This window comes from Streptomyces sp. NPDC001904 (assembly GCF_040297005.1).
GTDB lineage: Bacteria > Actinomycetota > Actinomycetes > Streptomycetales > Streptomycetaceae > Streptomyces.
Map to the genome: position 1 here is coordinate 119167 of NZ_JBEOYI010000010.1, position 21478 is coordinate 140644.

The window sequence follows — 21478 nt, forward strand, 5'->3', positions numbered from 1 at the left end:
CAGGGGGCCACTTCCGTCGACGCACCCGACGCCTGTTGCGGCGGGGCGTCAGCGTGGTGAGGCCACCAGGGGATAGTGGTCGGAGAGGTCGGTGTAGGTGTAGCTCTTGCCCCAGCTCGACACCGTCCAGGGGGCGCTGTGCTGGGCGATCACCTCGTTGTTCCAGCGGGCGGGGCGGGCGTGCCCCTGCTTGAAGAGCACGTGGTCGAGGTCCTCGCGCGGGTCGTCGGGGTAGCGGTAGCGGGCGACGGAGTTGTCCTGGGTGTCGAAGGAGTAGGAGTGCCCGGTGCGGCTGTCGGCGGGGACGAGACCGGCGTTCGCGAGCATCGAGGCGTACTCCGGGCCGTGCGAGTCGACGTTCATGTCCCCGGCGACGATCACCTCCTCGTCGGCGGGAATGCCGCGCTCGGCGAGGAAGGCCGAGACGGCCCGGAACTGCTTGGCGCGGTCGGCCTGCGCCTCGCCGTCGCCGCAGCCGGAGTCGGTCGACTGCGTGTGCGTCCCGACGACGTGCACCTTCGTGCCGTTGACGTCGAGGACCGCGTAGACGAACCCCTTGTTCGACCACCAGTCGGAGCCGCAGGCGTCCTTGTAGACGTACTGCTCCTTGTGCACGATCGGCCACTTGCTGAGGAGCGTGACGCCACCGTCCTCCGGCGTGGTCGAGGAGTAGGCCCCGCTCGTGGCGTCCCACCCGCTCGTGCCGCGTCCGACGACGGGGGTCTGGTACGGGTAGGCGCCGGACGCCGCGCGCTTGAGGTTGTCGGAGGCGGAGTTGTCGAAGGCCTCCTGGAGGACGACGACGTCATGCCCCTGGAAGAACGACGCCTTGGGAATCTCGGTCGCGCGGTGCTCCTGACCCCAGTTGGGATACAGGTTCTGGCTCATCAGGAACGTGTTGTACGTCAGAACGCGCAACGCCGGAGCCGGCGCCGCCGCGTGGGCGGAGGGTGCCCCGGCCGCGACCGCGGCCAGGGCGATGAGCGCGGCTGGAACGGCCTGGCGCAGGCGGTGGTGCGGGACACGCGGCACGAGAACTCCTGATGGTGGGGGGCCTGTCGGGGTCGCTGTACATCCAAACAGGGCGGGTTACATCGGGGCGGGCAGCGGATGAGCTCCTCGAGACGAGCAGCCGTCGAGATGCCGATCCGTCACGGCGTGACGGCGTTGCGGTGTCAGGTCGTCACGGCGTCGCGAGGAAGGCGCGCACGCCTGAAGAGACGCCGTCGTCACCGAGCAGGGCGTTGTGGTCGAGGCAGCCGGCCTCGGTGTTGACGGCCCCGGAGAGCAACACGCTGCTGTCGGGGTTGATCACCTCGTCGCAGTTCGACCAGAACGTCGCGTACCGGGTGGCGCCGGGGGTCTCGTCCCCCGCGGCCAGGTGCTTCTGGACGTAGCTGCCGGGGGACATGTCCCGGCACGCCTGGTCCCAGGCGGCGCAGGCCCACGCCGTGTACGTGCCGTGGTTGGGTCCACCGAGCGAGACCATGTGGGCGACGCGCTGCGTTCCGCCGCCGAAGGCGAGGTACCAGCGGGCCGGCAGACTGCCGAAGGAGTGCGCGACGACGTCGACCTGGTCGGCGCCCGTCCGGGCGCGGACGCCGGCCACGTACGCGGCGAACTGCCCGGCGAGCGTCTCGTTGACCGACGCGTGCGTGTCGTAGGACCAGCGGAAGATCTCCCCGTCGCTGTATCCCGAGTCCTTGAGGTCGTCCGCCAGCGAGCCCCAGACACCCGGGTCGGCGTTGTACCCGTGGACGAGGATGACGGGCCGGTGCGCACTGTCCGACGAGGCCATGGGCGCTGCGCACAGCAGACCGCTCAACGCGCCCGACAAGGCCAGCAGGACGGTGAATCGACGGCGCATCGGAACCTCCGACGTGGTGGGGGTGCGGGGGAACGCAGGGACACGACACGGAGCTACCGGATAGTAGGGCTTCGGGGGACAGATGGACAGAGCGCTTCACTCCTGCCACGGAGCTCGCTCCCGGTGGCCAGGCGTCACGCTGCGCTGCGTGGCGATATCAGGAGGGCTGGAGCTGATCCGACGGGCCTGCGGGATCACCGGCACGGTGGGGGCCCTGCGGCCGCGCGCGACGGTGTGGGGGAGGAGGCGGAGGCGTTCCCGCGGCCCTGTCCGGCACCGTGCGGCGCGGATCCCCCTGGGCCGTCTCCCGCGCGGCCTCGCGGGCGGACCGGGCGAAGGCATCGACCGCACCGGTCCGCGCTCCGGTCCGCCACACCAGGCCGTAGCCGACCGGTGCCGCGCCGGTGAGCGGCACGTAGGCGACGCCCGGCCGGGCGTAGTACGCCGCCGTGTGCGCGGGCGCGAGCAGCGCGCCCCGGCCGGCCGCGACCAGGATCAGCGCCTCCTGCATGTTGGTCACGGCGGGGCCGCGCGCGATCGGCCGTCCACCCGGAGTGCTCGTGGGGGCGCGGTGCTCGCGCCAGTACTCCGGCTGCTCGCCCTCGACCGTGAGCAGCGCAACCTCGGCCAGGTCCTCCAAGGTCACCGCGTCCCGCGCGGAGAGGGGGTGCGCCGAGCTGATCACCAGGACCCGCTCCTCGGCGAACAGCGCGGGCCCGCCGCCCAGGTCGTCCTCGCGCACCGGGAACTCCTGCAACTGCAGGTCGAACTCGCCCTTGCGCAGCTGCCCGTAGGGGTCGCCGAGCGGCACCTCGCAGATCTCCACCACGAGCCCCGGATGTGTGGCCCGCAGCGCCTCGGTGGTCTTCATGACGATCTCGCCCGCCAGCGGGTTGGCGAAGCCGACGTGCAGCACCGCGTCGACACCGCGCGCGGTGGCGGCGGCCCGCGCGAGCGCCTCCTCGATGCCGCGGTGGTGCGGAGCCAGGTCGTCGCGCAGTTGCCGGCCGAGTGCGGTCAGCCCGACCCGGCGGCTGGTGCGGACGAACAGCGCTGCGCCGACCCGCCGTTCGAGCCGCTGCACCAGCTGGCTCACCCGCGCCCGGGACAGCCGCATCCGCTCCGCGGTGCGGCCGAAATGCAGCTCTTCGGCGAGCAGGAGAAAGCACTCCAGTTCGTCGCGTTCCATCGAGGTCCCCCAGGCGGAGCGAATCGGTAAGCCTGGTTGAACGAACGTTGCGATCATCGCCGTTGTTCCGTCCGGTCACCGGGACGGAAGGTGGAGCAGCCGCCGAGGAGCGGCCCCAACACCCCTTCTCCACCGAGGAATCACCATGACTGCCACCACCCCCATGACCCCACCGGAACACCAGGGAGCGCTGAGCGCCAGGGACTGGGGCGTCCTGCTCGTCCTGTGCGGCGCGATCTTCCTGGAAGGCATCGACGTGGCCATGCTGAACGTCGCCCTGCCGTCCATCCGCGCCGACCTCGGCCTGTCCACCGGCTCGCTGCAATGGGTGATGAGCGCCTACGTCCTCGGATACGGCGGCTTCATGCTGCTCGGCGGACGCGCCGCCGACCTCTTCGGGCGCCGCCGGATGTTCGTCCTCTGGCTGACGGTCTTCCTGCTGTTCTCCGGACTCGGAGGCCTCGCCTCGGAGGGCTGGACGCTGATCGTCGCCCGGTTCGTGACCGGGGTCGCGGCCGCCTTCATGACGCCGGCCGGCCTGTCGATCATCACCACACGCTTCGCGGAGGGCCCGCAGCGCAACAAGGCGCTGCTCATCTACTCGGGCACCGGGGCCGGCGGCTTCTCGATCGGCCTGGTCGCCGGCGGGCTGCTCACGTCGGCCGGCTGGCGCTGGGTGTTCTTCGCCCCGGTGGTGCTCTCCGCGCTGATCCTGGTCGCCGCCCTCGTCCTGGTGCCCAGGTCCCCGCGGCCCGACCGGACCGGCAAGCCCGTCGACCTGGCCGGCGGCCTCACCGTCACCGCCGCCATCGTGCTGATCGTCCTGGGCGTGGAGCGTGCCTCCCACGCGAGCCCCGTCCAGACCGTGCTCACCCTGGGCGCGGGTCTGGCCGCGCTGTCGGCCTTCGTCGCGGTGGAGCGCCGCTCGTCCGACCCCCTGGTCCGGCTCGGCATCCTGCGCGGCGGCGCCCTGGTCCGCGCCAACCTCGCCGCGCTCCTGTTCGCCGCGGGCTTCTTCGGCTTCCAGTTCCTGGTCGTCCTGTACCTGCAGGAACTACGCGGCTGGTCCACCGTGCAGACCAGCTTCGCGATGATCGTCATCGGCATCGACGCGATCCTCTCGCCCGTCCTCGTCCCACGGCTGGTGGCCCGCTTCGGGAACGCGCGGCTGATCCTCGGCGGCCTCCTCGTCACCGCCCTCGCGTACGGCCTGTTCCTCCGGGTCGGCGCCGACTGGACGTATCTCGCGATGCTGCCCGCTCTGCTGCTCCTGGGCATCGCGTTCGCGCTCACCTACGGCCCGCTCACCATCGTGGCCACCGAGGGCGTCGCGGAGGAGGAGCAGGGCCTGGCCGGCGGACTCCTCTACACGTCCTTCCAGTTCGGCGCGGCGCTCGGGCTCTCGGCGACGACGGCCGTCAACGTCGCGGCCACGGCGTCGAGCGCACCGGCCGCGCTCCTCGACGGCTACCGCGCGGCCCTGTGGGTGCCGCTCGCCGCGGCGCTGCTCGCCGCGCTCGTCGCCGCCTTCGGGGTGTGGACGCGAGCGGGCACCGAGGTGACCGCCGCCGAGCAGCCTGCCGGCGACCGCCCGGCCGCCGGACTTCCCGCATCCCGCTGACCTTCCGCACACCGGCCCGGAAGCTGACCTTCCGCACACCGGCCGAGCATCCGAGAGGAGCACCCGCCGTGCCCACCACCGAAGTCGCCGCGTTCGCCGACCTGGAGGACACGTTCTTCCGCTACGTCCACGACATCAAGTACGCCACGATGATCACTGTCGACCGTGCGAACCGGCCCCGCGCCCGCGTCCTGCTCCCGGTCTGGGAAGTCGTCGACGGCCGTCCCGTCGGCTGGCTCGCGACGTACCGGACCCCGGTGAAGGCGGCCCACTTGGCGCACAGCCCCCACACGACGTACTCCTACTGGAACCCCCGCCAGAACACCGTCCACGTCGACGCGCTCTCCACCTGGGCGGACGACGAGACCGCCAAGCAGCATGCCTGGGATCTGTACCTCAAGGGCGGCCCGCCCGGGGTGGGATACGACCCGGTGCATTACTGGCGGGGCGGTCCGCAGGACCCCGGCTACCACGTGATCCGCGTCGACCCCTGGCGCATCCACATGGTACGGGGCTCGGACCTGCGCAGCACGATGTGGCGCCGGGAGAGCTGACCGCCCCGCGGGCCGACCTGGATCAGCTGGTCGTCTGGCGCCTCACTGCTCCGGTGCGCTCAGCCAGGTCAGCGGGTTCAGCGCACGTCCACGCAGTCACCGGTGGCGGTGACCGGTGGCGTGGTGGAGGTGCCCTCGAACTTGTAGCGGTAGCAGCGGTCGGCAGTGGCGGTGCGCGTCTGCTTCTCGACGCCCGCCAGGCTGCCGGTGCCGGTGATGTGGCTGCTGGTGGTGGCGTACGAGCCGGTCAGCGAACGCTCCTGGAGGCGGACGGTCTGCTGGGTGTCCCAGTTGGCGCGCTCCAGCTTGCGGGTGATCGTGATCTTCTTGCCCTTGGCAATGGGCTCGGGAGCAGCGTCGTTGCTCAGCCGGGACCAGCGCTTCAGGTACCAGGTCAGGGCGTTGTCGGTGTCCACGTTCGTCGTCCCGACGCGGGCGCTGTTGCCGCCGTCGAGGGTGACGCCGGAGACGACGGTGGAGTCGGCGGCGCGCGAGGCGCGCGTCCTGGGCGCGGCGGCCTTCGCCGCCGCCGCGTCGGCGGCCGCGGCCCTGCTCTGCTTCAGCGCCTCAGCCGCGCCGGTCTTGTCCGCCGTCGCGGACGGTGTGACGAGCAGTCCGACGGCAAGCCCGGAGGCGCCAGAGCGCTGACGCCCAGGGTCACCTTCTTGCCGCGCGTCATCTTGCTGCGGGAGTGCCGGGACGTGCAAGACCGTTGAGGCGCGTGAGGTGCATCACCTGGCGGTGTCATGCCACACAGGGGGGGGCTGACGGCATCACCACGGGGGCGCGGTTTCCCGGTGAGACGACCACTGCCCCGCACGGACACGGCTCCTGGCAGGGCGCTATGCGGCGCGGCGGCGGGGAGCCGGCGCAGGTACAGCGACGACCGCCTCGTCGGCTGCGTCATCGAAGAAGCCGTCACCGTAGGCGGGTGCCACGAACAGGTTCTGCCACTGCGGCTTCGGCGCGGCAGCTGCCCGCTTGTCCGTCACCGTCTCCACACGCCGGTGCTGCACCGTTTCGCGCACGCGATCCCTCACTCATCCATGAATACGAGCGGCCGCGGACTTTCCCACGCGGCCCCAGCTGCAGGGCAGCCACCACTGACAGTGTCCTGTCGCACCCCAGAACTAACATCACATCCATGCCCGGCGCATCCGAATTCCCCGCGGACCCCGTCGCCAGTGTCCCCTCGCTCGCGTACCAGCAGGCAAACACGTCGGCCGGCGCGAGTGCAAAGAGCGGCGTGCAGGCGGATCCGGAGGCGGTCCAGCTGGTGGTGAGTGAGCTGGTGACGAATGCCGCCCGGCACACTCCGGACTGGAATGGCACTCGTATCTTCGGCAAGACAGATTGTGGGTCCGGAGAGTGACGGTGATCGGAATCCGGGCGGGTCGGCGTCCGGCTCACGCGCGGTTGTTCTAGATAGGAACGATGCGTGCCCTTCCCTCACTTCCTTCCGCCTGGCGGCGATCCGCCTCCACCTCCCTGACCATGGCCGGCACCGCCGCAGCCGTCGGCGCCCTGGTCGTCGCGGGGGTGACCACCAGCAGCACCGCGCGAGCTGCGGCGGGAGGCTCCACCAGCGCGGCGCTCATCGATCTGACGCTGGCGGACATTCCCGCGCTGGAAACCGACGCGTTCTCCGGTACCTACGGAACAGCGGGATCGCCTCCCGTCAACGGAGCACCGGACACGGGTGACTTTTCCGACCCCGAGGGGGTTCTCGCCCACTACTCGGACGGCACCCACGCGGTCACCACATCGCGTACCGACGGGAAGAACTACGCCAAGGTCGACGCGGCGGGTCTGGTGGTCAGGCTGCACGGTCAGGACCTCATTCGCACTCCCGCGGGCAGCGCCGGAACGCTGAACACCTACGCGGAGTGCACCCCACCACCGACCGGCCCCTACGCCCTGGGTTACGCCCGCACCGCCGGACAACAGATCATGATTCTCGGCCGGCCCGTCGACCTGGGCACCACCACCTTGACCGTCAGCGGTGAGGACTTGGGAGAGCCCGACACATTGGGAACGAGCACGCTGACCGTCACCTTCACCCAGCACGTGATTCCCGCGGGCGGAGCGCAGACACCGGGCGCATACACCGCCGAGGCCTGGTTCGACGTCACCGTCACCGGCGTCCTCCACGACCTCTCGGGCAAGACCGTCTACGACGGCCCCATCGCCACCACGCGCCTGGGCGAGGTCCACGCCGACTGCACGCCGGCTCCCACTCCCACCCCCACGCCGACGCCGACGCCGACGCCGACGCCGACCCCGACTCCCACACCCACGCCGACCCCCACGCCGACCCCCACACCCACCCCCACACCGACTCCTACGCCGACGCCGACTCCCACACCCACACCCACACCCACACCCACACCCACACCCACACCCACACACAGCGTGACGCCGAGCCCGTCACCGACCCGCAGCAGTCAGAGTCCACAGCCGGTTCCCAGCACGTCCACCAGCCGAGGAACGCTCGCCCACACCGGCGAAGACGACTCCGACGGCACACTGTGGGGCGGTATTGCGGCGGCGGCCCTCGCAAGCGGTGGAGGGCTCCTGCTCTGGAGCAGTCGTCGACGCACCGGCCGCCACATCTAGCCGAAGAGGCCTCGCCGTCGACGACCTGACGGCGGGTTTCCTCGGTCCAGGAACAAACACGCCCCTCCTGCACCCCGCACGGCCCATCAGAAGCAAAGATGCCCGCGGGTGAGGAAACGATGTGACGTTATGCCCGCGCCTCGCAACGGGCAGTGTCATGCTGCGGGTAGGCGTCGCACGGCCCACCCCCGTGACCGTGCGGCGCCCTCATCCCGCCGCTTGCGCGAGGCGTTGCTCAGGTCGCTGTCCAGTCCGATCAGCAGGTCTGCGTCGGGGCGGCGAAGGGGCGCAGGCTCGACACCTTGCATGCCCGTGAGGACCGCCCCGTCTGCACTGCTCAGCCGGGACGGTGTCCGACAGCTGCTTCGCGTACGGCGACGTCTTCGGGCTCCCCTTCAGCAAAGAGATATCCGGTCTTTTCGTCATCGAGGTCGATGCAGAGGTTGCCGTCCAGGGGCCACGGGTTCCCTTGCTGAGGCAGGTGCGGATCGAGTGACGCGACGGTCTCAGCTTGCTCACCTGCGGAGAACAAGGACCACGATCGAGGTTCGGAGTACCGCCCAGTTCTCTACGCGCGATGGCTTGTGTCTGTCTGCGAAGGGAGGGCACCAGGAGGGCATGCCTTCCTTTCACGCGTTGACCATCGTGTTGGCCCAAGACCGCAGACCGGACGGGCCACCCTGGTTGAGTTGGGCCTTTTTGGGACTGGTGCTTGTTGTGATCCCCTGGATCATCTACAAGCTGTATCAGGACGGCTACTTCAAGCGTCGCCGCTGACCGCGTCCTGTCCCGTCACCAGCGCATGCGCCGGGTACGTCGGGACTCTGGCACCGATCTTGCGAACGGCCTGAGCGTCACCGCGGATCTCGACTGTGGCGGGCGGGAGTTCCGTGAGACGACGTGCGCCATGGCATCGATCCGCAGTGACTGACGCACCATCACAGCGGCGTGGAGCTATGCGCTCCGGGGGCTGCTGCCCGTGACGGTGCCGGAAAGTCCGTAGTGATCGTCGATCAGTGCACGGAAGCCAGGATCGGTGACCCGCATGTCGCGGTCGAAGCGCGGCGCACCCTTGATCGTCTCCGTGTCGTGCCCGACATGGAGACGCCGGGCCTCCTCGTCGATCCTGGTGACGGCCGCCATGGGCAGCAGCACCTTCTTGCTCAGCAGGAGGTCCCTTGTGTCGACGACGACATGCTCCGGGCCGACCTCCGTGGAGACGGCATCCACCCGCCCCACCGAACCGTCCGTCGCCTCCACCGTGTAGCCGACGACTTCAGGGCCTCTCAAGCGGTTGGCCGTCATGTCATGCGCTTCTCTCGTGCGGGGCGTCAGCCGGACGGTCTGGTCCTCCGTCATCGTCGTACTCCTCTCCGCCGCGAACGGCGTGGGACGTGCCCAGCGCACTCGGGCGCCGGGAGGCCGCCCGCTCTGGCGTGCCTGGCAGCTCACATGTCCGCGCGACGCCCGACGAAACCTCCCCGGGGAGTGACAACGGAGCTCTCGAACAGGCCAGTTGGACCGCGCACTCCTCGCGTCACACAACCTCCACACGGCTGCGCCGGTGAACGCTCCCGGGCCGGGCACGCGAAGAGTGCGACCATGAAAAGGAAGCTCCTGATGCTCTACATAGCATTCACACTCCTGCCGGCGATGGGGCTGCTCCTCTTCGGCATGGACCGCTTGGAAGACCGTATGGCCGACTCGAAGCAGCGCTCCAACCGGCACGGAAGAGAGCGACAGGAGGCCACTTCGTCGCGACGCGGCTCGCCGCACCGACTGCGTCTGATTCACGGCGGGAAGCGTGACGCGCACGGTCGACGCGGCCGACACCGTGACAGGTCGGTCAGCATGGATCAGGACCACGCCGCGTCAGCCTGAGGACGCAGCTCCTCCACTCACGGCCGTGCCGCCGGACTGGCCGTCACCAAAAATCCGACCAAAGCCCCCGGACCGGAGCAGGACGGGAACGCGCAGAGCAAACCGGGAGCCGGCGTGCGGGCACAGCGCCGCGAGCGGCATGAATCGCAAAGCAGCGGTGCCAAAGAATGACGGAAGCCCAACAGACCGCTGAGCCGTCCGACGTCAGCGGTCCCTGGTGCCCATGCTCTCGAAGGTCTCGCGCATCAACTGGTCGATGGTGCCCGGCTTGTCGACCAGGGAGTCGAAGAGGTCCGCGAGCAACCACAGTACGAACCCGTGGACCATGGCCTCCTTCGGCTCGATCCTCCCGAACCGGTCTCGCCAAGCCACGGTGTCCATGCCCATGGCGGCGGCCATGAGGACCCCGGTGGCTATCGGCACCTGCTCCGGGTCGGCCATCTCGAAGGTGGGCAGCTTGCGGATCACAGCAGGGATGAGGTCGCCCAGCGGATCGAGCTGCTCCCCGCCGCCGGGCGACTCCGCGATCAGGTACCCGGTCAGGACGCCCACCAGGAACACCGTGCCCCGGGAGACCTCCTCGCGCCCGACGGAGTCCATCGCCGTCTTCACCCGCTGCTGCGCCTGCTGGCGCTCCTCGGCGGGCGTCCGCTTCTCCAGGAGGCGGTAGGTGTCCCACGCCGCACGGACCGCCTCATCAACCACTACGCCGTCACTGCTCATGCAGGCGACCCTAAGCGATACGCCGGTTGGTCCCGTCTACGCTTCAGGAATGGCTGATGGGCGCCCGCCGGGCACTCTGGGCGACGACCCTCGTAAGCCAGGGCGCGTTCCTGCGGGCTACTGTGTCCGATCTGGGCCGACGGATCCAGGCATTCGATGTCGCTCAGCTTGTCCGGGACGACGCTGTCGTCGCGCACCTTGCGAGCGATACGGAACCGCATGACCTGCCCCGTCCGCCCCGAGGAGTTGGTGTTGCGCAGAGTCACAGTGGAGACCTCACCTGACGCGCCGCCACCTGCGCAAACGGACGCCTGACGACCATCAGAACGACGAGCGTCAGGACCTCTCTCGGAGCGTCCTTTGAGCGTCAAAAAATGCGAAGGTGACGCACATGCCGAGGAAGGGCTTGAGGCCGTTGCCGCTGGGCTTCGGTGGGGAGGGCGGCTTCGGCGCTGCGGCACACTCGGTGAGGTGTTGCAAGCGGGCCTTCGCGAAGCGAGCCACGCCTCGATCCCGGTCTCTTCCCGTTCAGGTGGCAGCGACGTGGCGTGGTCGCGCACCGCTGTGACGTATTCGGTCAGGCGCTTGGTCTGGTGCCAGGCGTCTGCTTGAGGTCGGGGGATGCCTCTATGTTCTTCTTCAAGCGGTCGGTACGGGGTGCGGTCTTCTTCACGGGGCGTGACACTGTCTGGTCGTGCCAGAGATGATGAGTGGGTTGGAGGCGGTCTTGGCTGAGGCGTCGTCTCCCTCCTGGATGCGACGTGTTCGTGCTGGGCGTGACCTTGCTTCTTTCGCTGATGTTCCTGAGGCTGCGGATGTGCTGGTGGGGCTGCTGGACGTCGAGGACACGGCGGTGACTAGACAGACGGCAGAGACCCTGGCCCGGGTGGGGACGGTGGCCGCCATGAAGCTCATCGCTCTTGCGGTCGCCGAGGCTGGCGCTAACCAGGCTGACTGGCTGCAAACCGGGGTACATGACGCGCTCGTGGGACCGGACGGTGTGCCTGACATTGCAGCGGCCTGCGGGCAGCTGGCCCGGGACCCGGAAGAAGCTGTCCGACGGGGTGCCACAGAGATCTTGGCATGGACAAACGACACAAGGCGTTGACGAGCGGCCTGTGGCCTGCTTCATGCAGCCGTCGCTTGGGAGACACGGGGTTTGTAGAAGGTGCCGTCGCGGAGCATTGCGAACAGGACACTGATGCGGTGGCGGGCGAGGCGGAGAAGGCATCAACACAGCACCTGGACCAAGGAGCACAGTCCGGTCGCAGTACGCAGCACTGTGGGGGCGTGGGGTCTGTTCTGCGGGCGGTGCCTGGGGTTGTTCCGACACTGGGGCACGGGTTCGAGGATGCGTACGTGGACCGGGGGACGGCGCGCGGTGGCCGGTACGGCGACTGGCCCTTCGAGCAGGGTTCCTGAACAGCCGTTAGTGGACGACCTGCATGGCGGATACTCGGTTGGCAACCGGGGTGCTGTCGTCTGACTGCGTTCGAGCAGAGGACGTGGGGGATCATGAGTGAGTTGGACCGGATCTTCGATCCGGAGTACACGGCGACCGATCTGTTCACCGACCGCGTGCCCGAACACGCGGCATTCGCTGCCGCGCTCCGCCATCAGCACGGCGACGTTGTCTGTGGTGCGGCACGCCTCGGCCGGCGACGGCGGAACAACGTGCTCACCTACTTCGGTATGGGTGGCATCGGGAAGACCTCTTTGTCCAGGCGACTGGAACGCTGGGCGCGCGGCGAACTGGAGGATCCGGGCGACTGGGGAGCGCCGCCCGTCCTCGACCGGCCCGTACGTACGCTGCGCGTCGACTTCCACGGCAGTCGTACGGTCGACGCCGTCTCCGTGGTCCTCGCGCTGCGCGCCGCATGCGCAGCCCGCGGACGCAAGTTCCCGGCCTTCGACGTCGGCTTGGCCGCCTGGTGGTCGCAGGCGCGGCCTGGCGTCGCACTGCCGGATGTCCGGGCTGTATCGGGGTTCGACGTACGGCAGCAGATGGTGGACACTCTGGGCGATGTCATCGAGGACGCGGGCGGCCAATTCGGTGTCGGACCGTTCACCGTGCGGGGCGCGCTGCGCATCATGGAAGCGGTGAGGTCCAGGCGGCTGCGGGGCCGGGCGCTGCGCGACTGCAGGCCCCTGGCCATGCTGGTCCAGGAGGCGGCACACGACCCCTCGCCGGGCGTTGCGGCTTCACTGGCGGGGCTGCTCTCCTGGGATCTTGAGAACCTGGGTGGCGACAGGCGACCGCTCGTAGTGGGCTTCGCAGACGCCTTCGAGTACGTGCAGGGCGGTGACCGCGTACAAGAGGGGCTGTTCCAGCGGATCGTGCACCTGACGCCGGCGGTGCTGTGGGTCGTCACCACGCGCGACCGCCTGAACTGGGACTCCACCGACGAGGAGGGACTGCTGCCGGCCGCCGGCCCCCACACCTGGCCCGGCCTGTGCGCGGACGCCGACGACGATCCCCGCCAACACCTGGTCGGCAACCTGTCGGGCCAGGACGTGGAGCGATTCCTGAGCAGAGCATCGGGCTCAGCCGGCAACCCCGACCTGCCGGCAGACGTGATCACCCGCATCCGGGACGGCGCGCACGGACTGCCTCTGTACCTGGACCTGTCCTTGACGATGGCCAGGTCTCGCGCGACCGCGCCACTCCAGGCAGCTACGTTCGGCGGCCCTCTGCCCCAGTTGGTGACGAGCGTATTCGCCCGCATCCCGGCCGAGCTGCGCGAACTGGCGCGTACCGCAAGCCTGGTTCCCCGGTTCAACCCGGAATTGCTTGCGGAAGCGTCCGGAAGCTTCTTGGGCGCGGCCGAACGGCTGTGCCGACAGACCCTGGTGACTCAGGACGACCATCCACTGTTCCCGTATCGCCTGCACGACGCGGTGCGTGCGGCGGTCGGAGGGGAGTCGACCGCCGCACGCGGGGCGTGGGCCCCAGCAGACCGGGCGGAGCGGGCTGCACAACTCCTCGAGGCGCTGCACCGCCGGAGCAACGCGCTGCTTCGGCAGGGCTCGGAAGCAGACCAACTCGACGTGCTGGAACTGGCGGCCACCCTGTGCCACGCCCACGGTCTGACCGCTACGTGGCTGTCCACCGCACTCGCTCGCCTGCCCGGCTTCGCGCTGTCGGCGCAACGCCTGCCGCCGCCGGACCTCAACTCGTGGATCGGCCAGCTCTCCGGCCTCTATGAGGCCTGGCGCAACGACCGAAAGTCGCGCGAGCGCATTGCCTATCTTGAGGATTTCCTGCGCTTACCACTACTGGAGGACATCAAAGACAAAGCCCGTCTCCGGCTGGCCTACCAGTACCGCACCGGTGGGGATCACGCTCGCTGCCTCGTTCTACTCCGTCAAGCGTTGGCCGAGAACCCCTCGTCTGACACCCTGCGCTATCAAGTGGCGCGGACCCTGCACGGGTTGAGCGACTTCTCGGCTCTGGCAGCTCATGTCAGCGCCTACCCTCTCGGGGAAAGCACCGGATTGCGGATCCACGGAGATCTCGCATTCGACCGCGGACTGATCGACGAAGCCGTGGCCGGCACAGCCGGGAGGGCGCGCTATCTGCGCGAAGTGGGCCAGCATCGGATCGCCCTGGAGAACGAGTCGACATGCCTGTGGCGCCGCGCGCTCCAGGGCACGGCAAGATCGGAGGAATGCGACGCACTCCTTGTGCAGGCGGACCGGTACGGCTCGCGACTGCTGATGCGGACTGCTCTGGCTGCGAAGGCGATCTGCCTGGCCGGAGACACTGCCGCAGTGCATGGTCTGGTCGCGGAGTGCCAGCAGCTCATCACCGCCGGCGCCGGTTTCACCGGATGGCGGGAATGGACTGCAGGCATGGTGCACGCGCTCAGGACGGGAGATCGGGAGGAGATGGACAGGCTGTACGCACAGTGGTCACAGTTCGACCGGGGAACGACCACCAACTATCGCCTCGTCGACCGATGCTTCGTCTTTGCCGGCTACCCCGGACGGTTCGCCCCTGTCCGGATCGACCCCGCCGAAGACGCATCGGTGGTGGACGAACGCTGGCACGGACACATCGAGGCTCTCGCCGTCGGCCATTCGGCAAGGTGACTGAGAAGCTGATTCGCCTGAAGTGACACACGTCGTGTGGCTGCCATCGAGCGTGGACATTGCGTCTGACGGCTCCCCGACCGTTGTCCCGACCTGCTGTGAAGTCACCATGGGGGAGCGGTATTTCCGTCCTGAGGTCCGCCTGCGCGGTTCGTACGAAAGCCCTCGGGCCGGTGCCGAGCGGGCGGCGGTGATCAGTCACGCGCGCATCGCACGGGCCGCCGCACGCACAGTGTGAAGCAGCCATTTGGCACGCTGGCATTCACGACGATCGCGGGATTCTGCGCGGGCACCTGACCAAGGGGGCGCCCGGCGCGGTCCTCAGCCGCAGATTGGTGGTTCACCATAGCGGGCGCACTGACGGCCCCTGCGCGCAGCCGTGCTGCTGATCGCATCCTGAGACCGGCCGTGCGCGTTGGATGGGTATGAGCACATCAGATGAGACGCGCGCCGCCGGCCGCCTTCTGCGGACCTCCCGCAGCCCGCACTACACCGACGCCCTGGACCAGTTGCGCACCGAGCCGCTCGTGCAGGAACGCTCCAGCACGCGGCAGGCCATCGACCGGCGCCACCGCCAGGACGCCGAGGCGGCACGCCTTCGCGCCTGCGTGCATCTCGGACGACTCCTGGCCGTACACAGCACCCAGGAGCTAGAGGAGGCCATCGGACTGTGTGCGCGGCCCCGCCTGCGTGCCGCATACGACACGATGCGCACCGCGACGGACAGGGACCTGGTGCTGCCGGAGTCCGTGCAACAACTCCGCGAAGCCCGTCCCGGCTGGTGGGGCATCGCCGAAGAGGGCTGAGTCAGAGTGTCGGATTCGCTGCCGATCGACCGGCGCTGGCAGTCCTCGAGCCCACGAACCTCCACAATGGTGCGGGGGCTCGGGCGAGTTCCGCCCTGTCGGCGTCGAACGTCGTAGGAACGCCGTAGATACCGCGGTGACGGTTCGAGTCCGCCTCGGTCCGGGCGTGCCACGGAGGCCTACGGACGTAAGCGAAGGAACGGCCGGGCCCACAAGCGGCGGGGTATCCGGCTTCTGCCGGGCCTGCTCCGTACAGGCGCTGCTTCAGTGCTCAGATCCTCCGAGGCGGGCCGCTCCCAGGTCCTGCGGGAGCAGGGGTCGCATGAAGGTGCGTTCGTAGCGCAGCACGCAACCGCTGTCGTCGCGGATGCGGTCCGCTTCGATGAAGTCAGGATCTCGACCGAACAGCTGCCGGTACTCCTCGTAGGCGGAAAGGCTGGGGAAACTGAAGAGAGCCAGTGCCTCGTCGCTCGCCCCCTCTGCCGGGAGGAAGTAGCCGTGGTGCGTGCCGCCGTGGGCGTTCACCAACTGGATCCAGCGGCGGCCGAACTCCTCGAATGCCGAGATCTTCTTCGGGTCGATGGTGTAGCGCACCACGCACGTGATCATGTGCACAGACTATGAACCGGGGGTAGGCGGACGTCCACTCCTCAGTCTGGAATCCGTGTCTCCCGAGGGCCCGAGTACCGGTCAGTGGACCAGCATCGGCGGATGCCGGAGTGCTTCTACCGGACCGATTAAGGGGTCGTCTCAACTGGCTTGATCGCTAGGCTGACCGCCGTGATGGCCATGGTGGAGCGGCTGGTGCCGGACGGGTTGTGGGAGTTGTTCCAGCGAGTGGTTCCGACAGCGCCGGTGCGCCCACAAGGTGGGGGACGCCGCCGGTATGGAGACCGACAGGTGCTGGCCGCCATCGTGTTCGTGGCCACAACCGGTTGTACGTGGCGACAACTTCCGCCGGGATTCGGCCCGTCCGGGCCGACCGCGCACCGCCGCTTCACCGAGTGGAGCCGGGCCCGGGTATGGGGCAAGCTGCACCGCCTGGTCCTGGACGAGCTCGGCGCACGCGGCGGACTGGCCTGGTTGCGATGCGCCATCGACTCGGTGAACATGCGGGCCCTCAAAGGGGGGACCTGACGGGCCCGAATCCCGTAGATCGCGGCAAGAAGGGATCAAAGATCCACTTGATCACGGAGCGGATGGGTCTGCCCCTCTCCATCGGGATGTCGGCTGCGAACACCCACGACAGCCAGGGTCTGGAGCCTTGGGTGCGGGGGATCCCGCCCATCCGGTCCCGCCGCGGGCCGCGCCGCCGGCGACCGGCCAAGCTGCCCGGCGACAAGGGCTACGACTTCGACCGGCTGCGCACGTGGCTCCGCTCCCGCAACATCACACCGCGCATCGCCCGCCGGGGCATCGAATCCTCCCAGAGCCTTGGCCGTCACCGCTGGACGGTAGGGCGCACCGTGGCGTGGCTGTCCGGGTGCCGCCGCCTGCACCGCCGCTACGAGCGCAAGGCCGAACACTTCCTGGCATTTGCCGGCATTGCCTCCGCCCTGATCTGCTACCGCAGGCTGACAGCCTGACCGAGGTGACCTCCGAGCTGGGATGATCCATGCCGAAACCGAATGACCCCGATAGAGGGGTTGCCCGTCGCAACGGCGGCACACACCAGCGAGGAACGCCATGACCGACTACCTGGCCGCCACCATGGCGATGCTCGGCCCGGCCCAGAACCGCCACGTGGACCCCGCCGCCTGGGACCGGCTCCACGCAGAACTCGACATCCGCCTGCCGACCGACTACCAGACCCTTGTGGACGCATACGCTCCCATCCAGCTCAACGGCCACCTGTCCCTGCATCACCCCGCGACCGAACGCTGGAATCTGGGCGATTGGATACGCGACACGGCCCGTGTCTGGTCCGAGGTTCCCTGGGACGACCTCGGCCCGGACGAAGACCCTCGCCTGCTGTTCGGACTCACGGAGCTGAGCTTCGGCACCCGCAACGGACTGTGGCCGATCGCCAGCACCGACCGAGGTGAGACGGTCTTCCTCGCCACTGAGGACGACACGGCCCCTTGGCTCCTGGTCGAAGACGGCGAAGGCAGCTGGGCACGGTACGACATGAGCTTCGCCGAATGGCTCTACCGCTACCTCATCGGCGAAGACATGGCCGGCCCCAACACCTCGGCTTTCTACCCCGGCCCGGTACAACTGCGCCGACTCCCGATGACCGCCGACGAACGGCCAGAGCCGTGGAGCGGGCCGGACCGCGGCATGTAACCCTGCCACCACAACAACAGCCGCAGGCAAAAACCAAGTTGACCGGAGAACCAAAGGAGACGATCTCTTAGACGTCATCTCATTTGGTTGCCTCGATAGGCTGGCCGCCGTGGTGGGGATCGTTGAGCGGCTGGTGCCGGATGAGTTGTGGGAGTTGTTCCAGAGGGTGGTGCCGGGGGTGCCCACGCGGCCTCAAGGTGGTGGCCCGCGACCGCTCATCGCCGCTTCGCCGAGTGGACGAAGGCCCGGGTGGGCCAAGCTCCACCGTCTGGTCCTCGACGAACTCGGCGCCCGCGGCGGGCTGGACAGGTCTCGAGGCGCGATCGACTCGGTGAACATGGGGGCCCTGAAAAGGGGGATCTGACAGGTCCGAATCCTGTGGATCGGGGCAAGTACGGCTCAAAGATCCACCTGATCACCGAGCGGACCGGCCTGCCCCTGTCCGTCGGTATCTCGGGTGCCAACGTCCATGACAGCCAGGCCCTGATACCTCTCGTGAAGGGTATACCGCCGGTTCGATCCCGCCGGGGCCCTCGACGTCGCAAGCCCGCCAAACTCCACGCGGACAAGGGATACGACCTTGCCCACCTGCGGCGATGGTTAGCCAGTCGGGGCATCCGGCACCGTATCGCCCGCAGGGGAGTTGAGACCTCGCAACGGCTGGGTCGTCACCGTTGGACCATCGAACGCATTCATGTCCTGGCTCGCTGGCTGCCGCCGTCTCCACAGGCGTTACGAGCGCAAGGCGGAACACTTCCTCGCCTTCACAAGTATCGTCTGCACTCTCATCTGTTATCGGCGTCTGGCTCGCTGATGTGGGTACGCAGTAGCTTCACTGCCAGGTCGTGGCAGTAGTGTTCGGCCACCTCCATGGGAGTACGACCACCCGGACCTGCAAGCTCCGGGTCAGCCCCAAAGGCCAGCAAGATCGCAGTGGTATGCACCGTCAAGGGCTGGCCGCTCTGGAGTGAGCTGTCTCCCTCGACGTCGATCGCATGGGTCAGCAGCGTCATGTTGTTGAAGACCTCATTGGGATCGGTGCCATCGGCCAGCAACCGGGCCAGGGCCTCCGCGTCCTCGTGCTCTACCGCGTGATGGGCAGGCGTCCAGTAGTCGCTCACCGGAGCATTCAACCGCCAACGCAACATGTCTGCCAGCGACTATCCACCTCGGCAACTGCCAAACGAGATGACGTCTAAAGGGCGATGCCCACGGCGAGTAGGACTGTGCCGAGAGTTCCCACGTGGATGGCATATTTGCGTAGGTTGCGCTGTGCTCCGTTCTGTTCCCGCTCCCGCTTGCGAGCCAGGTCCGTGCGGGGCCCAGGTTCGAACTGGTCGGAGTACTGAGGATGGCGGACGACGGGATAGGAGTTGCCGACCACGAGGTCGGGGGAGAGCGTCAACCACAGTCTGCGTACGAGGGGTTCGCCGGTCGTGGCGCTCAGTCTCAGGGTCACGTGGGCTCTCCCGGGGCCGCCTTCACGCAAGGCGAGCACTTCCGACTGCGTCACCACACCGATCTCCTCGAGTTCCTTCAGTTTCGCGGCGCGTTTCCGGGAGGTGGATATGCCCGAAAGCGCAACTGCCGTAAGGAAGAAGGCGGCAAGAGCCAGGACGATCAGGATGATCTTCGCAAGAATCATCGACGAACTATAACCGTGCCCCAGGGCCTGGTATAGAGTCCTTGTGATCACCGCGCATGGACCCGCCGTCCCCTCGGCGTCGTATGCCGCTCAACTCGGTGAGCGGATATGCAGATCCGGGCCCAACCTCTGTTATCGGCAACAGGGTTTGTGTCTGCCGTTGCTCAGCCTGTGTGGTGAAACGTATGCAGGTTGCATTCATCCGGATCACCCGAATACTCGAACAGGTAAGGCTCCTGAAGCGTTCCGTCCACGTTGAGACCGCCCCCATAGAGCTCTGCAGGGTCTTCCTTGTGCCACCCGGTGATGCGTGAGAAAGCGAGGGAGACGGGCCATTCATCCTTGTCCAACGTGTTGAATCGCCAGGTGCCGCTGCCCACCCTCTTCTCAACGTCTCCAGTGACATCATCGAGGTCCGAGGGCCACCCCTTTGTCGTGAAAGTACCGTCCGGCCTGAGCGTGACGGTATGCCCTGAGGAGTCCCGATAGCGGCCGTCGAGATGATGTGCGGTCAGATCGGCAGGCGGATGGACCCGGCCTGGGCACGCTGATGCGCCGTCCTCTGCGAAACAGCTCGAGACAAGCGCTGCGACCAGGACTGCTACACAAGCCGGGCCACCAAGTCTTCGCCCCATTGCTTCCCCTCCCAAGGCGTCCGACCAGCCCCATTGTCACGCAACATCCTCGACAAGTCGGAAGAGGGAGCACTTTGACAACGAAGCGTCCGCTCATCAGCGCATGCCGAGAGCAGCGAGGCCGGTTCGTCGCTGTGAGGTCAGTCTGATGGCTCGGCGGCGGGTGGTGGCGAGCCACATGCCGAGCTGGACCGGACCTCGTTCACCTCTAGGGCCAGTCCGGCGGATCATGTTCAGCCAAAGAGCTCTTGGGCTCGGCGAGCAACCTCGTCCGACGTCAGATCTTCCAGGTGAGTGAGGAAGACCCAGACGTGCCCGTAGGGGTCCCGCATGATGGACGTGCGATCGCCGTGGAACTGGTCGGCAGGTGGCTGCAGCAGTTCAGCACCGGCCGCGACAGCCCGATCCGCGAGAGAATCGACATCGTCGACGAAGACGTGCAGGCCCACAGTGGTGCCGCCGATGGTGGTTGGTGCACTGAAAAGGGGTGCTTCGGCGTCGCCGAGCATGATAGTGGCCCCCTGCACGCTGACCTCGGCGTGCAGGACGCGTCCGTCCGGGCGGTCGATGCGGAACAACTCTTTGGCGCCGAAGGCTTTGATGTAGAAGTCGATCGCGGCCACGGCGCCGTCGACCATGATGTGGGCGATCACAGCGTTGCGGTAGGCCTCGGGAACGGTGGGCGTGGCCATGGGGAGTCCCTCCTCGGTTGACTGCTGTCGACGACCACGAAGGTATGACCTAAACCAAACTTGAGGTCAATCGCCGATCGCCAGGAGCAGGCCGTGGTTCGAAGCCCCTCGGGCCTGGGCGTATGCGCCGGCCAGGGTGAGAAATGCGGTAATCCCCGCGACTGTGAGCGGAACAAGAACGTCTTTCGCCATGCGTCAGCCACCCCCGTCTGCGCCGTTAAGACGTCGTTTCTGTTGGTGGATGGGGGCCGGGCATCATGGGCGTCGACGCGAGCCAATGGCGAGAGAACGGGTACAGCACGTGTCTGGAAGCGTACAAACGGCTTTGACCGAGCTGTGGCAACAGCACTGGCCTGACTGTCCTCCGGTCGGGTACAGGCTCCGCGACCCGTATCCGGATCTTTGGGTGCGTTTCCACAGCCTGCCGGAGTCGAAGCGGTACGCAGAGGACGAGAGTGAATACGCCGTCGTCCTGGAGCGGTACAACACCGTCCTCGATGAGTTGTTCGCCGGAGAGGATGTCTACGTGATCACTCCAGCTTGGGCGACCGAAGCTGATGTTCCGCAGTTCCAGCCAGACGATGGCTACTGGCAGTCCCTGCTGGTGGAGGACGATCCAGAGCCGGAGTTCCGTACCTACTGCCACCTCTTCGCCGCCCGCCGGCCCTGGCGATACGGCTGTCTCGACAAGATGCTCCGTGACATCGCGGACGACAAAGTGGGGGGAGTCCTCATCACCGACTCCCGGCTGCGACGGATCTACCACCCCTACGACGGCGGCGCCGATGTCTTCCTCGCTACGCCCGGGGAACGGGATCGGATGCGCGATCGGCACGCCGACTGGCTTTCCAGCCACCCGTCGGGGCTCTGA

At 67.9% G+C, this 21478-nt stretch carries 21 protein-coding genes and 1 pseudogene; 11 read left to right on the plus strand and 11 right to left on the minus strand.

Annotated elements, in window-relative coordinates; genetic code table 11:
* Nucleotides 1–48 precede the first annotated feature (48 nt).
* The 3 genes from sph to ABT127_RS18610 all read right to left on the minus strand — a co-directional run bounded on the left by sph (nucleotide 49) and on the right by ABT127_RS18610 (nucleotide 3056).
* Complete coding sequence (gene sph, locus ABT127_RS18600) at nucleotides 49–1032, minus strand: sphingomyelin phosphodiesterase (RefSeq protein WP_351450840.1); 984 nt, start codon at nucleotides 1030–1032, stop codon at nucleotides 49–51.
* Between the two features lie 151 nt (nucleotides 1033–1183).
* On the minus strand, nucleotides 1184–1867 hold the full coding sequence (locus tag ABT127_RS18605) for an esterase/lipase family protein (RefSeq protein WP_351450843.1): 684 nt from the start codon (nucleotides 1865–1867) through the stop codon (nucleotides 1184–1186).
* Nucleotides 1868–2024: 157 nt separating this feature from the next.
* The gene (locus ABT127_RS18610) at nucleotides 2025–3056 is read right to left on the minus strand and encodes a LysR family transcriptional regulator (RefSeq protein WP_351450846.1); all 1032 of its coding nucleotides are present in this window, start codon (nucleotides 3054–3056) and stop codon (nucleotides 2025–2027) included.
* 145 nt (nucleotides 3057–3201) lie between these two features.
* Here ABT127_RS18610 and ABT127_RS18615 point away from each other — a divergent pair, with 145 nt between their 5' ends.
* Both ABT127_RS18615 and ABT127_RS18620 read left to right on the plus strand, forming a co-directional pair.
* A complete protein-coding gene (locus ABT127_RS18615) occupies nucleotides 3202–4677 on the plus strand; it encodes an MFS transporter (protein ID WP_502971732.1) in 1476 nt (491 codons plus the stop codon).
* A 68-nt stretch (nucleotides 4678–4745) separates the two neighbouring features.
* Complete coding sequence (locus ABT127_RS18620) at nucleotides 4746–5231, plus strand: pyridoxamine 5'-phosphate oxidase family protein (protein WP_351450849.1); 486 nt, start codon at nucleotides 4746–4748, stop codon at nucleotides 5229–5231.
* A gap of 77 nt (nucleotides 5232–5308) precedes the next feature.
* On the opposite strand, the gene ABT127_RS18625 is transcribed toward ABT127_RS18620, so the two are convergent.
* Together ABT127_RS18625 and ABT127_RS18630 are read right to left on the minus strand one after the other, a co-directional pair.
* Nucleotides 5309–5938, minus strand: coding sequence for a hypothetical protein (locus ABT127_RS18625; protein WP_351450852.1), 630 nt, complete (start codon nucleotides 5936–5938; stop codon nucleotides 5309–5311).
* A gap of 135 nt (nucleotides 5939–6073) precedes the next feature.
* Nucleotides 6074–6259: a hypothetical protein gene (locus tag ABT127_RS18630; RefSeq protein ID WP_351450855.1), complete on the minus strand. Its 186-nt coding sequence runs from the start codon at nucleotides 6257–6259 to the stop codon at nucleotides 6074–6076.
* A gap of 116 nt (nucleotides 6260–6375) precedes the next feature.
* Between ABT127_RS18630 and ABT127_RS18635 the strand changes: the two genes are divergently transcribed.
* The gene (locus tag ABT127_RS18635) at nucleotides 6376–6603 is read left to right on the plus strand and encodes a hypothetical protein (RefSeq protein ID WP_351450858.1); all 228 of its coding nucleotides are present in this window, start codon (nucleotides 6376–6378) and stop codon (nucleotides 6601–6603) included.
* A gap of 122 nt (nucleotides 6604–6725) precedes the next feature.
* Nucleotides 6726–7847, plus strand: coding sequence for an LPXTG cell wall anchor domain-containing protein (locus ABT127_RS18640; RefSeq protein WP_351450861.1), 1122 nt, complete (start codon nucleotides 6726–6728; stop codon nucleotides 7845–7847).
* Between the two features lie 954 nt (nucleotides 7848–8801).
* Here ABT127_RS18640 and ABT127_RS18645 read toward each other — a convergent pair.
* Both ABT127_RS18645 and ABT127_RS18650 read right to left on the minus strand, forming a co-directional pair.
* Entirely contained in the window at nucleotides 8802–9152 is a 351-nt protein-coding gene (locus ABT127_RS18645; RefSeq protein ID WP_351450864.1) for a PRC-barrel domain containing protein, read from the minus strand.
* 780 nt (nucleotides 9153–9932) lie between these two features.
* Nucleotides 9933–10451 carry a hypothetical protein gene (locus tag ABT127_RS18650; protein ID WP_351450867.1) on the minus strand — a complete coding sequence of 173 codons (519 nt, stop codon included), beginning with the start codon at nucleotides 10449–10451 and terminating at the stop codon, nucleotides 9933–9935.
* Nucleotides 10452–11154: 703 nt separating this feature from the next.
* Here ABT127_RS18650 and ABT127_RS18655 point away from each other — a divergent pair.
* The 3 genes from ABT127_RS18655 to ABT127_RS18665 all read left to right on the plus strand — a co-directional run bounded on the left by ABT127_RS18655 (nucleotide 11155) and on the right by ABT127_RS18665 (nucleotide 15349).
* Nucleotides 11155–11559, plus strand: a complete 405-nt coding sequence (locus ABT127_RS18655) for a hypothetical protein (RefSeq protein WP_351451213.1) — start codon at nucleotides 11155–11157, stop codon at nucleotides 11557–11559.
* A 407-nt stretch (nucleotides 11560–11966) separates the two neighbouring features.
* Complete coding sequence (locus ABT127_RS18660) at nucleotides 11967–14543, plus strand: hypothetical protein (RefSeq protein ID WP_351450870.1); 2577 nt, start codon at nucleotides 11967–11969, stop codon at nucleotides 14541–14543.
* A gap of 425 nt (nucleotides 14544–14968) precedes the next feature.
* The gene (locus ABT127_RS18665; RefSeq protein WP_351450873.1) at nucleotides 14969–15349 is read left to right on the plus strand and encodes a hypothetical protein; all 381 of its coding nucleotides are present in this window, start codon (nucleotides 14969–14971) and stop codon (nucleotides 15347–15349) included.
* Between the two features lie 264 nt (nucleotides 15350–15613).
* On the opposite strand, the gene ABT127_RS18670 is transcribed toward ABT127_RS18665, so the two are convergent.
* On the minus strand, nucleotides 15614–15958 hold the full coding sequence (locus ABT127_RS18670) for an NIPSNAP family protein (RefSeq protein WP_351450876.1): 345 nt from the start codon (nucleotides 15956–15958) through the stop codon (nucleotides 15614–15616).
* A 180-nt stretch (nucleotides 15959–16138) separates the two neighbouring features.
* Between ABT127_RS18670 and ABT127_RS18675 the strand changes: the two genes are divergently transcribed.
* From ABT127_RS18675 to ABT127_RS18685, 3 genes and pseudogenes are all read left to right on the plus strand, one after another.
* Nucleotides 16139–16935 (plus strand): IS5 family transposase gene (locus tag ABT127_RS18675; RefSeq protein ID WP_502971739.1). Its coding sequence is split into 2 segments (ribosomal slippage): nucleotides 16139–16474 and nucleotides 16477–16935, totalling 795 coding nucleotides; the frame shifts between segments, so codons are not numbered across the junction.
* A 100-nt stretch (nucleotides 16936–17035) separates the two neighbouring features.
* A complete protein-coding gene (locus tag ABT127_RS18680; protein WP_351450879.1) occupies nucleotides 17036–17635 on the plus strand; it encodes an SMI1/KNR4 family protein in 600 nt (199 codons plus the stop codon).
* Between the two features lie 118 nt (nucleotides 17636–17753).
* A pseudogene (locus ABT127_RS18685) lies at nucleotides 17754–18449 on the plus strand (IS5 family transposase).
* Here ABT127_RS18685 and ABT127_RS18690 read toward each other — a convergent pair.
* The 3 genes from ABT127_RS18690 to ABT127_RS18700 form a co-directional block, all read right to left on the minus strand.
* Nucleotides 18421–18756, minus strand: a complete 336-nt coding sequence (locus ABT127_RS18690) for an ankyrin repeat domain-containing protein (protein ID WP_351450882.1) — start codon at nucleotides 18754–18756, stop codon at nucleotides 18421–18423. The pseudogene ABT127_RS18685 and the gene ABT127_RS18690 sit on opposite strands and share 29 nt — an antisense overlap.
* Before the next feature lie 74 nt (nucleotides 18757–18830).
* Complete coding sequence (locus tag ABT127_RS18695; RefSeq protein ID WP_351450885.1) at nucleotides 18831–19280, minus strand: hypothetical protein; 450 nt, start codon at nucleotides 19278–19280, stop codon at nucleotides 18831–18833.
* Nucleotides 19281–20148: 868 nt separating this feature from the next.
* Nucleotides 20149–20607 (minus strand): VOC family protein, encoded by a 459-nt coding sequence (locus ABT127_RS18700; protein ID WP_351450888.1) that lies wholly within the window; start codon nucleotides 20605–20607, stop codon nucleotides 20149–20151.
* A 325-nt stretch (nucleotides 20608–20932) separates the two neighbouring features.
* Between ABT127_RS18700 and ABT127_RS18705 the strand changes: the two genes are divergently transcribed.
* Nucleotides 20933–21478 (plus strand): DUF3885 domain-containing protein, encoded by a 546-nt coding sequence (locus ABT127_RS18705; protein ID WP_351450891.1) that lies wholly within the window; start codon nucleotides 20933–20935, stop codon nucleotides 21476–21478.